The sequence below is a fragment of the Paenibacillus sp. FSL M7-1414 genome (genome assembly GCF_038003195.1).
Classification (GTDB): domain Bacteria; phylum Bacillota; class Bacilli; order Paenibacillales; family Paenibacillaceae; genus Paenibacillus; species Paenibacillus amylolyticus.
This window is the reverse complement of sequence record NZ_JBBOOS010000001.1, coordinates 2,716,423-2,729,318: the sequence shown is the minus strand read 5'-3', so window position 1 is coordinate 2,729,318 and position 12,896 is coordinate 2,716,423. Positions and strand designations below refer to the sequence as shown.

The following is a 12,896-nucleotide window of genomic DNA, read 5'->3' as shown; positions in this document are numbered from 1 at the left end:
GAAACGGAAACGGATTTTGCATTAAATTGCGAACAATACCTCAATCCAAGTGATGACAAACAAGCCCAATACAGTAGCAGTTAACCTGCCACCTCATTGGGCTTTTTTTACATCCAAAAAATCATTACTATATCAACATTCGCGTTACCTTTGTGCTACATCGAGGATCACTTCTGGCAGTTTACGCATTCGGGTCCAGTTGCACAACAACCTGTTTACCACTTACCTGAACACCTGTCGTTTTGCTACCGAATTTAGCCAGCGATTTGCTCAGTTGCTCAGCCCACTCCTTGCCTGCAACTCCTTCTTTGGCTCCATGCACCTGGATGACGAGTTTTACCGAATCACCCTTCTTCAGAATGCGCTCCGCCTGAGACTGCTTCGTCTCCCGGTCATGATCTTCCATCGCAAGGTTCAAGCGAATTTCCTTTACTTTACGTTTATCGGGAGATTTACTCGCTTTTTTCTTCGCCTGTTGCGCTTCTGCTTTGGCCGCTCCTGCGCCAATCAGCTTGCATGGCGGTGGACTTGTCATCAAGGACAAGCACACCAGATCTACTTTATGCTGCTTTGCAAGTAAAAGTGCTTCCTGCGTGGACATCACACCCAGATCTTCACCATTCAGGCCGGTCAGCTGCACTTCGGCTGCTTTGATCTTTTCATTTTTGATCATGATTCTTCCTCCTCTACATCAAAAGCCTGTCCTGACCATTTACGGATCAGAGCAGGCTAGGATGGTGTTGCTACTTATTTTGTAATACATATCAGCGTATGAATATGCCAATCGGTTTGATTTACAGCGTGTTGAATGCTTCAGTCAGAACCGGTACAATTTGTGATTTGCGTGATACTACGCCTTTCAAGATAGCTCTGCTATCAGACAGCGTCACATTGTAGGCTTTTTCCACCGCTTTAGTGGATGTACCATATGCCAAAGCTACGGAATCGTTGTTCAGAATGTCTGTTACGACAAATACAAACAGGTCAAGACCTTTACTGGAAATGATCGCTTCAATAGCTGCTTCAAGCTCAGGTTGCTTCACGAGAACATCATTCACGTCAACAGCATTAACCTGTGCAATTTCCACTTTGGATTGACCCATTACGAATTCTTTGGCATCCAGGGAAATCAGTTCAGCAATTGTTTTTTGGCTCAGATCCGCACCGGCTTTCAGCATGTCCAGACCATAGCTGTCTGCATCTACACCAGCAATGGCAGCCAGTTCACGCGCAGCGGCTACGTCCTGCTCTGTGCAAGTCGGGGATTTGAACAACAGGGAATCGGAGATAATGGCAGACAACATCAGACCAGCAATCGGTGCACTCACTTCGATGCCATTTTCTTTGTACATTTTATTCAAAATGGTTGCTGTACAACCTACAGGCTCTGCACGGAAATACAGAGGTCCGCTTGTCTCAAAGTTAGCAATACGGTGATGGTCGATAACTTCAACAACAGTCACTTCCTCAATATCGCTTACACTTTGCTGACGCTCGTTGTGGTCAACCAGAATAACTTTGTTTACTTCATTTGCAGCTGTTTTAATCAGACGTGGTGCTGCAATTTTGAATTGATCCAGTGCAAACTGGGTTTCACCATTGACTTCGCCGAGACGAACAGCTTCAACGTCCTGACCCAATTTTGTTTTGAGATCCGCATAGGCGATTGCCGAACAGATCGTATCCGTGTCGGGATTTTTGTGACCGAAGATTAACGCTTTTTCCATATTCATAGCCCTCCGTCAATTCTGATTTATATAAGTTTAACCAAAGAATGTTTACACTTGCCACTCCGATGACAGAATAACCTTCCGATCGCTGTTATCCCCAGATTTTTTGATTCCCTTTTAAAGGGAAAATCCGGTGATAAAGGCGAACGCTCCGCTTCTCCAGCTTTTTTCTGTCCTCTCCGTTCTCGTGTAAAAAGTTTAGTTGAACTTATATAGAAAATATATGTCATATTTAATCATACCCTACTGATTATAGCGCTAATAAGGCTTAATTCCAATCCCTTTACAGCGAATTAATTGCAAATCATTCTCAGGCAAGTCATTTTGGAAAATAGCCAAACTTGGTTCATTCCCTCAAGCTGATATGCTATGTATCCTATTTATTCCATCGTACAACCTTATAAATTAGCATACGAAACTCTGATACGCAACGAAAACATTAAATCTCAGGCTCTTCCGCGCTCTGCCCTTGCCGTACAAAAAAGGTCTGTAGACTGCCGTCCTCGCTAATCTCCAGCAGGTTCAGTTGTGCTCCGTAGGCACAACCACCATCAATGCCAATTTTGTCTCCGCTCGGGTCAAACCAAATGCCTGTCTCATCATGCAAATGCTTCACGGGGGTGTGTCCAAATACGACCGTCTCTCTAATCGTCGTTGGTTTGGAATAGAATGATTCACGAATCCAAATGAAGTCCCGCTCGGACTGGCTTCTCCAATCCTCGATATCCGGGTTGATCCCGGCATGCACAAAAATATAACCCGGAATCTCGTACACCAGCGGAAGCTGTTCCAGAAAACGAAGATGGTGTTCATAGTGTGTACGTATCCACTTTTTGGCTTCAGCATAAGCTTCCCAATCTATCTGTTGCTCATCATAAGTAAGCTCCAGATCCAGATAACTTGCCATCGTCTTTAGTCCACCGTTGCGGATCCAGTGTTGATCATATTGCTCAACATCCTGGGTTAACGCCTTGACCATCATGGCATCGTGATTGCCTTTAATCACCATAATATCGTGCTGTTGCTGAAGCTGCATAATCTGTTCGATGACCTGTTTGCTGCTTGGACCTCGATCCACATAATCACCGAGTAAAATCAATTCATCCTGCTGCGGATTATAATCTGCAAGCTTAAGCAGTGCATTAAATTCATCGTAACAGCCATGAATATCACTAATGACACATCTGCGCATGTGAATCTCTCCTCTCCCTGATCACGCAAGAGTATAACCGGAACCTTGCATGAGCAAGATTCCAGTCTGTTCAGAGTAGTTATTCCCGCTTGCTTACCATTAGTCCTGCTTGAGTCCAAAGGCTTCTGCAATCAAGCCGAATGAGCGCAGACGTGCTTCAAACGAATGGACCGCTGATGCAATAATGACTTCATCTGCTTCATGGCGTTCAGCCATTGCGGTAATTTTGTCTTTCACCTGATCCGGTGTTCCCACGATGGAAAAAGAACGACGTTGACGAATCTGTTCCATCTCCATCGCTGTGTATGGATAGTTGTTCACCGTCTCCAGAGATGGGAATGAACTTTGTTCAAGACCTCGTCCAAGGCGTAAGAAGAAAAGTTCATTGCTGCGTGCAAGTTCAGCAGCTTCTTCCTCTGTCTCCGCGCAGAATGCCGAGACAGCAATCATTGAATGTGGTTTGTCATTCAGGATGGACGGTTTGAAATGTCTGCGGTAATGTTTCATCGCTTCTTCGCCGCCTGGTGTTCCAAAGAATTGGGCAAACGCATATGACGTCCCTTGCGCTGCAGCAATTCTCGCACCTTCGGAGCTGGAACCCAGCAACCACACTTCTGGTACCGTGGGAACCGATGGTCCGGCTACCAGAGATGCAAACCGATGATCCTCGGGCAACTGCTCGTGGAAGTATCCGCCCAGATCCGCGATCTGTTGCGGAAAGAATTGTACATTCGATGATTTCCCCTCATTCAGAGCTCTGCTGGCAATTGGCATACCACCTGGTGCTCTGCCAATCCCCAGGTCAATCCGCCCCGGATGCAAAGCTTCCAGCAGACGGAAATTCTCTGCAACCTTATAGGCACTATAATGAGGTAACATAACGCCACCGGAACCTACACGAATACGATCCGTATGTGCAGCCACATGTGCAATCATAACTTCAGGACTGGAGAATGACAGCGCACCACTACCGTGATGCTCCGACATCCAGAACCGGGAGTACCCCAATTGATCCGCATGTTGTGCGAGTTTCACCGTTTCCTGCAACGTATCCTGTACACTTCGTCCTTCATTGATATGTCCATGTTCGAGTACACTCAGTTTCATATATATTCAATCCTCTCGTCTGTTAGGTTCATAAGTACTGTGAATATGAGATCAGCGAATATTACGCGCTTTTGCTCACTTCATTCTTGCTCATTCCATTGTAACATTAATTATTACAGTTTCAAACTTTAGTTATTCTCTTTATTACCACACTTGTGCAAGAAACATGCAAAAAAACGCCACCAGCTTTTGAACTGGTGACGTTTTTGATCTGACCTATTGCAGAAAATTGATTTATGGTGCACGTTTCGGTAGCAACTTCACATACTCATCAGACAGTTTCATCAGGCTGAGCACATGTTCATAATCGGCACGATATGGTTCCAAATCCGTTACCGGCTCGTATGTCTTCAGCGAATAGGCTGTTCCATCGTCAAAGCCCGCACCCGGGATAAACATAATGTCATCGTTGACAAATGAACCCGTTGGCAAGTAATACCGGATACCAAAGGCATTGTGGTCCATGTTGAGCAGATCATGTCCGAAGGCAGTGAATTTCTCAGCCTGTAGCGAAACTCCCATCAGATTCATAATCGTTGGCAACATATCCAACTGACCGCCTGGCTGCTCAATCACTTGTCCTTTGGTCTGTTTCGGCGTATGAATCATTAACGGAATATTGAATCGACTTACTTTACCGTCATAAGGGACGCCCAGATTGGCCTGAATCTGCTGTGTGATCTCTTCATCAGCAGGCAGACCAAAGTGGTCCCCGTAGAGTACTAAAGTAGTATTATCCCATAATCCGTTCGCCTTCAACTCATTAATGAGTTGACCGATGGCATAATCCGTATAGTTGATCGCTTGCAGATAATCGTGAAGCAGTTTGTTCGTGATGGTCGCAGGAATCGTGATCCGTGCACGATCAGCGGGAACCGTAAACGGCGAGTGGCTCGATGCCGTTATGAACTGAGCATAGAACGGCTGATTCGCAGCCTGATGCGCAGTCATTTTTTCCACACCTACACGGTACAGCTCTTCATCCGATGGTCCAAAGTCATTGAATCTGTCGTTCTCGAAGCTGGGCTTGTCGAAGTAACGAGTGAATCCGAGTGCCGGATACATTTTGTTCCGGTTCCAGAAGGTGACGTCATTAACGTGATACGTCTCGGACTCATATCCCTCTTTTCCTAATAACTTGGGAAGACTCGGCAGTTCACGGTCACTATACCCTGCTGACATGGGAACAACTCCGGTTGGATAGATAGACGTGTTCGACATGAACTCCGCGTCTGATGTGTTTCCCTGTCCGATCTGTTGGAAAAAATGAGAGAAATAATAGCTTTCTTTGGCCAGATCATTCAGTACCGGTGTTAACTCCTGACCATCCAATGAAGCATTAATCGGGAAATTCTGAAAGGACTCCAGTTGCAGTACAATCAGGTTACTACCTTTGGCCTGACCAAAATATTTGGCTTTCACGGCTGTACCGTCACTTGGTTTATCCTGATACGGATACTGGCTAACCAGCTCATTGATCTTGGCAATGGTTTCGTTAATGTTGCCATTGGCAATGGCCTCATTTTCTTTGCTCGTCAGAATGGCAGACGATACCTGGTAGTTCAGGAAACCGAGATTCTCGGCTCGCACCAACTCGTTATCAATCGTTTCACCTTTGACAATAAAACTGCCAGACAGCACGATGCAGAATGCAGCCGTAAGCGCAACGCCGAGCTTGCCCCAGTAACGTCTGCGAATTCTACCAAACGTCAAACCGCTATCGCGGTAACTGCTGTGGTTACGCCCGCTAGCACGTCTACGCATAATCAACCATATTGGCAATGCCAGTACGATGTCTGCAAAAAACAGAAAGTGCTCCGGTCGTACCAGTGGTCCGATACTTCCCCGTACTTGGGCAACTTGCCCCAGCTCACTTAGCGCGGTATAGGTGGGTACCGAACTGAAATGAACGTTATACAGCGTAGCCGCGAACAGCACCAGAGAAAACAGAACATTAAATCCTCCGTATACTGCTCGCTTCCAGCCTTTGGGCACGATCAGATCCAGCAGGCAAACCACAGTTAGTGCGCCTAATGCGTCAGTTAACAGACCGATGCCGGACAGACCCTGGAAAAAGAAATACCGCAACAGTGACAGCTTCAGCAGCATAAGAATGAATAACACGGCGAATAAGGTCCGTGATGAAGTTCGTTCATTTTTGGAATTATACATGGTCGTTTTCAACCCTTACCCTGAAATTTTACGTTCCTTTTACAAAACGTATATTTCAGTATAACAGTTTTCTGGTTGCTATTCCATGGAAGTTCCGTGTAGGACAGAGTGATCGTTACGCAATTGTAGAGATATCCGTGTTCTGCGTGTCCGCTCCCTCTCTCTCTCCCTTAATGGCTGCTTGTGCAGCAGCAATTCGTGCATAAGGGATCTGTTCAGGCAAACAGCTTACGTAATCGAGACCAATGCGGTGGCAGAACGTAATCGACTCCAGATCTATAACATTTTCTCCACAGATCCCTGTCTTCAGATTAGGTTTTCGAATTCGACCTTGGACTACCGCCATCTCAATGAGTTGTCCGACTCCCTCAATATCCAGCACATGAAATGGATTATTCGTTACCGTACGAGAGTCCGTATCACGTTGAAGGAGAAGGAGGCGCTTCTCAGCTTCATGACGACTATATCCAAATGTCATCTCTGTCAGCTCATCCGTGCCAAACGAGAAAAAGTCAGCCTGGCGAGCAATGTGTGTCGCCGTCAGCGCCGCTCTCGGAGCTTCGATCATCGCCCCCACTCTATAGTGACAATGCCGCTTCTCCTCACCCAGCACTTGGTCAGCCACATGATCCACCAGATCTCTCATCACCTGAAGTTCATGCACATGACCGATCTGTGGGATCATAATCTCGGGACGTACCCACCAGCCTTGCCGGATACCTTTCACCGCTGCGCGGAATATCGCTTCCAGCTGCATATCAACGATCTCCGGGAACACCGTACTCAGCCGACAAGCCTGTTGCCCCAATGTCGGATTATGTTCATGCAATTCACTGACTCTGCGAATTACACGCTCCAGTTCCTCCAGTTCAATCTGATGGTCTTTTTTCTCCTGCCACTCCTCTGCTTGTAACCACTCACGTCGTTTCTCCAACACTCCCAGATCCGGTAACAGTTCATGCAACGGCGAATCGAGCAGACGTATCGTTACCGGGTATCCATCCATCGCTTCGAATATTTGTTCAAAATCAGACTGCTGCATCGGCAACAGACGCTCCAACCCACGCCTGCGTTCGGATTCACTGTCTGCCAGGATCATTTTTTGTACAAATGGTAACCGCGCAGGTGATAACAGCATGTTCTCCGTCCGGCACAGACCTATTCCCTCTGCCCCTAGTAGCCGTGATGTCCTGGCATCCAGTGGATGATCTATATTGGCCAGTACCTTCAACTCTTTCACTTCATCAGCCCAATTGAGCAGTAGTTGCAGATCTGCTGATAAAAGTGAATCTGAGTTGTTATAAGCTGGACATTCATCATTAGTTACTGGCTGGATCTGTATGGGCAGATGTCCATTGCTCGCTTCGCTGTTAGAATCTGTGTAGTGTTGCTTCAACACTTCCGTGATATGCGCAGGTTCGATGCGAAGAAGTGCATCCTCCTTGGTGAGGAGTCCTTCATGGACAAAATCCACAGTACTCCTCAGTGTGGCTGTTGAGGATAATCGTGCGGGCTGGGTCTGCACAACATACAACGCGCCGGATTCAATCACAAAGGTGATTTCCTGCACTTCTCCCTTATGCGTCTCCAGCTGGCTACCTATCTCCAGCAAACTTGTGTACAGCTCAGGTTCGTCATTCCGTAAACGCTCCAGGCTGTGATCTGTTTGGCTCGCGTTCCCGGTTGGGACATATTGTCCTGTAATTCCCTTTTCTCCTGTAAGTGGGTTACACGTATATATTGTTCCGGTCCCGCTTGATTCTCCACATTTTCCATGCATCATCGTCTGTATAAGAACAGGAGCGCTTTGCTCCGAAGAGATGTAATATGATTTACGCATGATCTCGTCCTGAGATCTGGATGCTTTAATACGCTGTGAATGATATACCGCACGTACTGCTTCTTTGAATTGAATTTGAACATCTTGAGGAAAAGGGTTACGCCCCTCCCCTTCGATTAAATATTTAAACTCGGTAATGGTTAATTCAAGTTCCGTTTCATCCCGACCCTTGACGTGACTTGATATTTTTGTGAAAAATTCAGACGGAATTGCATATACCAGCTGTCCATATTCCTCTAAGTAATCTAGATAACATTGGAGTGCATACAACCGATCACCGGTTTGACGTGCGAGTCCTTCCACAGTAACATCATTCAGACCAACATTGAGCAGTGATTGTGTCGCAGTTGCTGAGGCTCGATCCTGGTCCGTACGTACCGCGAGTAGTAGCGGATTCTCCGAATGTCCGAAGAACTTCCCGGTTTGCTGTTCCAGATGCCGGATCGCGTTAATAATCTCTTCCTCTCCTTCACCGGAAAGATGTCCAAGACGGGTACAGAACTCGCGACAGCATTCCGTTGTGACTACAAATCCGGCTGGGACAGACCACCCTGCATGGATAAGTTCTGCAAGATCAGCCCCTTTACTGCCCATTAGCCCTTTCATCTCTGCCGTACCTTCTTCCAACAGAATTACCCGTTTTGTCATTACAGCTCTCCCATCCGCCATTCATGGCTATGCTTGAAGACTGCAATTCTTGCGTTACAGATCAGCCTTCACTCTAATGGTATGTCACAATCGTTCAGTCAAGGACATCCGCTTTTGCATTTTGTGCTCGTTATCCTGTTTTTTTGTAAACGTTACACTAAAATAAGATGAAACAAGCCTTTCGAGCAGTTGCATTGGCTCATTCATCAAAGTAACAAAAAAGAAGCCCCTTCAGCTAAGCTGGAGGAACTTCACATTTTTTAGTATTCACTTACTTCAAACGTCAGCACCCGATCAAACAGGATATAATCCTTCCGACTCTTAAATGGCCCTTTGTTGTTGTCGTGTTTATTGATCGCATACGATGCTTTTCCGCTTCCAGCTTGCTTCGCTTCATACCAGTCGATGAAATCATTTACTTCTTTCATACTTAGGTCGAATTCTTTCTCCAAACCCGTTGTCATGGTGACGACAAAGATGGCACGGTTAGTGGAAGGTTCCTCTGGTTGTTCCGGAGTTGTAGGTTCTTCTGGTTCTGGGTTAGGGAGCTCTTCTCCATACGGAGTAGCAAATGCTTCGTTGGAGTATTCAGTTTCAACACCATTAATCGTAGTCGTTACAACAAAATAATACGTAGTTCCGTTTGTAAGAGCAGGAATGACAAAGTTCCCATTTTCATCTTTTGTAGCAACAACAGTTTCAGTATATTTTCCTGATTCCGTCCCATACCTCACAATATAATTTTCTGCACCATCTATGGCTCCCCAATTTAGTCCGACCTGAGTATTTCCAGGAGTTGCTTTCAGATCAATTATATTTGGATTCATCATCTCTACTACACCTATCGTAAGTTCATTAATATGAGCCCATGACGCCGCTCCATCTACTTCTACCTTGATGCCTTCGTAGACCCCTGGAGTAATTGCTACTGGTTCGGTTATGGTAACAGTTGCATTTACATACCTTCCCACTTTAGGGCTCACCAAAATCCATTTACCATCTTTCAAACCGTACACTGTGTAATAGTTATTGGATTTAGGATTAGAATACGCAGCAACTTGAATAAAGTTAAGACTTAATTCCTCTGGAAAAACATATTGAATTGTTCCTTTTGTTGCACCCGAATTCCAAAGAGTACCCAACTTACCGTCAATAGAATTTTTACCATAATTCGCACTATATGTACCATTTACTGTTACAACTGTTTCCTTTGGAGGTGAAATTCCTTGCATCCCTTCTACTGTAGCTACTTCTTCATTTGCTGCCATAGCTACGTTCATGCTCATTAAACATAATAACACTACCGCAAATACTGTTTTCTTAAACTTAGCAATCACTCTATTATCCCCCTATTAATATAATAAGTGACTAATGTAATATGTACTTGAAAATATGTCTAAACATAAACTTGCTAATCTATAAAATTCAGCTAAATTCTGGATTTTTATTTTTTATTGGATATAAAAAAAGCCCAAGAAGAATAAATCTCTCCTTGCGCTTCCAGATTGTATATCCAATGAATTAGCTATTCCCATTCACCTGTTTTGATATAAGTTGCATCATATGCAACAATTACATTCGTTTTATCTGTTACCTTTTGTACATCATCGAAAACAAATTCTTCTTCGCCGTAATCTACTAAACTCGAATCCACTTTCTCGTAGGCCCCACAATCCTTCACATAAATTATATCTGGATGGTTAGAATCATATCGTAAGCTTTCAGGAAGATCTTCACCCGAAATTTCATGCGATTCGGCAACCATAGTCGTCGATATTGCTGTAACAGGAATCATCCCAATAACAGCTACTACTAAAAGTACGGCCAAGATTTTTTTCCGCATAGGAAGTTCCTTTCTCCAATTCTATTTTTCCTATATTATACATTAAAATGGAATGTTATAATATTTTCTCTGATGTTGAATCCAGCGTGTTTGTTATTTTGTAGTTTGTCGCTCATTGTAATTCCTCCAATGTTTTAATTTTTAAAAACGAAAAAGACCGCCAGATATATGATGGTCAGGCTTCTGATTATTGAAATAGATATTTGAAAAATAAAACTGCACAAAGAACACCTATTATCAAAAATATAATTGCTGAGTTCCGATATTTCTTCCACATCCGAATGGCATTAGCAATATTTAGTATGCCTAGTGCAAGCATGTTAATACGAGAATCTACTTGAAACAAGTTATATACTAGCATAATGACAACTACTACCGAGGTACACCAGAACCAAATTGGAATTTTATCCTTGATCATTAATCTGCTCCTTTAGGTTATATCCCATCTGTTACAAGATATTCCTCAATCTAATTGAAATTCCTTTGTTTAGTCTATTAAACAAACAGATTATTGATTAAAAAAGGATAATCCCAGTAGATTAATAGAGTGCCTGTAAATTACATCACAAAATTTTGATAGCTTTGAAAGTTATATGGTTTTCTTAATTTTTTCGAAAAACATCTCACAGACCATTCATTATCAAGCCATAAACCGCAATACATCCTCAATCTTCTTCCCATGAGAGATCACACCGTAGTTCATCCAAGACATAAAATCCACTTCATACACATTACCGCTCTTCACCGCAGGCAGACGTTTCCATTCATCCCTATCGAGCAGTTCGCGCTCCTCTCCAGGTTTAGCAGAATTTCCAGTGTCAAATGTAATCAACAAGTGATCCGCATGAAGCTGACTTAACTGGTCCAATCCAATGAAAATCCTCCGCTCGTGTCTTGTCCATTGCTGCACACGGGAGTGGGGAGTCAGTCCAAGATCCTGATAAATTACAGGTCCGACATAGCCCTGCTGAACCCCATAGAGAGTAATATCCGAAGCAGATATACGCAAAAAAGCTACTGTTTGACCACGCATATAACGTGCTAACCGACTCTTAGCTTCCATTGCCTTGTCCTCATACGCACCAATTACATCTTGAACCCGATTCACCTTCCCTAACACATCGGCTGTCGATCTTAAAATGGAGCGCCAGTCCTCTCCCAAATGATCTACGTAAAATGTAGGTGCTACCTGCTTGAAGCGGTCCAGATTCCATCGATCATATCCCTTATCCAGCATGATAAAGTCCGGTACATTACCCAGATTAAACTGCGCATCCATCTGGCTCACATCAAATTCAGGTACGTCATCCAACCCCAAATATTGCTGCCTGCCCCAAGAATGATGCGAACATTGCAGTACAGGTTTTACGCCAAGAGCCAACACAAAGTCCTCCAGATAAGGAGCAAAGACACGAACCTCTTGACGGTGATGACGGCGGTATAACCCAGGTGAAATACCAGCGTATTGCTTAAATCGGCGGCCAAAATAATACTCGCTGCTAAATCCCACATTCTGTGCAATTTCATGGATGCGATCATCCGTAAGCTGCAATAGTTGCTTCGAGCGCTCCAGCCGAACCGCATTTACATATTCAAGCGGGAGCTTGCCCGTAATTTTTTTGAATTGCCGAGTGTAGCTGGCTCTTGTTAGACCAATATCTGCTGCGAGCTCATCCACGGTTATGGTCTGATCATAGTGGTCGCCAATATAACGAATTGAACTTTGAAGACGGGCACGGTCATCGGGTACTTCTGTTTCGAGGGCACTATGGCGAAGCAAGGCACGAAACCACTCCTGGAAACGAAGCTGTACCTCCCATTGCTCCAGCCAATCGCCAGTGACCTGTTGACGCAGTATTTGTTCCAAGGCTTCCAGACAGGAACTCCACGGACTGTAACTGAGTTGCATAAGCGGTAATAATGTCGGAGAATCTGGACTTTGGGAAAGTTCCTGCTGCTTCTCCGTGTTTCTTCTAGACAAAGCGTTCGAAGTCTCTTCTTTCAACTCAGCCACCATAAGATCAAGCTTATAATACTGCAATTCACTTTCTGTCCAAGGCGAACCTTCTATTTTAACGGATGTTCCAGCCGGAACAAACATAATCATTCCTTTTTCCAGATGAGATTCCCGATCTGAGCAAACTATTGAACCTTTCCCAGACGTTACAACAAATATGGAGTGTGAAGTCGACATTCTGTATAACAAACGTTTATTGATATGAGATTGATGGTGATCTACGTATTCCATATGCTGAAGTGAGCATAGCCAGGGCTTGGGGATCAGTTGTATTATCGTGGGGCACATGTTCATCGTCCTTAACTGAGAATTATTATCATTTAAAATAGTGTATACGAAAAAAGAAA

Annotated in this window: 9 protein-coding genes; all 9 read right to left on the bottom strand. The window is 44.4% G+C overall.

Going from position 1 to position 12,896, the window contains the following annotated elements; translation table 11 throughout:
• Window positions 1-181 precede the first annotated feature (181 nt).
• Window positions 182-673 (bottom strand): translation initiation factor IF-3, encoded by a 492-nt coding sequence (gene infC, locus MHH92_RS12500; RefSeq protein WP_036670610.1) that lies wholly within the window; start codon window positions 671-673, stop codon window positions 182-184.
• Window positions 674-794: 121 nt separating this feature from the next.
• Window positions 795-1,727, bottom strand: coding sequence for a manganese-dependent inorganic pyrophosphatase (locus tag MHH92_RS12495; protein WP_036670609.1), 933 nt, complete (start codon window positions 1,725-1,727; stop codon window positions 795-797).
• A gap of 442 nt (window positions 1,728-2,169) precedes the next feature.
• A complete protein-coding gene (locus MHH92_RS12490) occupies window positions 2,170-2,922 on the bottom strand; it encodes a metallophosphoesterase family protein (RefSeq protein WP_036670608.1) in 753 nt (250 codons plus the stop codon).
• 99 nt (window positions 2,923-3,021) lie between these two features.
• Entirely contained in the window at window positions 3,022-4,029 is a 1,008-nt protein-coding gene (locus MHH92_RS12485) for an LLM class flavin-dependent oxidoreductase (protein ID WP_036670607.1), read from the bottom strand.
• Window positions 4,030-4,263: 234 nt separating this feature from the next.
• On the bottom strand, window positions 4,264-6,201 hold the full coding sequence (locus tag MHH92_RS12480; RefSeq protein WP_340903986.1) for an LTA synthase family protein: 1,938 nt from the start codon (window positions 6,199-6,201) through the stop codon (window positions 4,264-4,266).
• A 115-nt stretch (window positions 6,202-6,316) separates the two neighbouring features.
• Entirely contained in the window at window positions 6,317-8,689 is a 2,373-nt protein-coding gene (locus MHH92_RS12475) for a putative PEP-binding protein (protein WP_051447097.1), read from the bottom strand.
• A gap of 260 nt (window positions 8,690-8,949) precedes the next feature.
• Window positions 8,950-10,026 (bottom strand): fibronectin type III domain-containing protein, encoded by a 1,077-nt coding sequence (locus MHH92_RS12470; protein ID WP_245838098.1) that lies wholly within the window; start codon window positions 10,024-10,026, stop codon window positions 8,950-8,952.
• Window positions 10,027-10,214: 188 nt separating this feature from the next.
• Window positions 10,215-10,532: a hypothetical protein gene (locus MHH92_RS12465; protein ID WP_036608789.1), complete on the bottom strand. Its 318-nt coding sequence runs from the start codon at window positions 10,530-10,532 to the stop codon at window positions 10,215-10,217.
• A 640-nt stretch (window positions 10,533-11,172) separates the two neighbouring features.
• Window positions 11,173-12,726 (bottom strand): helix-turn-helix domain-containing protein, encoded by a 1,554-nt coding sequence (locus MHH92_RS12460; protein ID WP_076327930.1) that lies wholly within the window; start codon window positions 12,724-12,726, stop codon window positions 11,173-11,175.
• Between the last annotated feature and the right edge of the window lie 170 nt (window positions 12,727-12,896).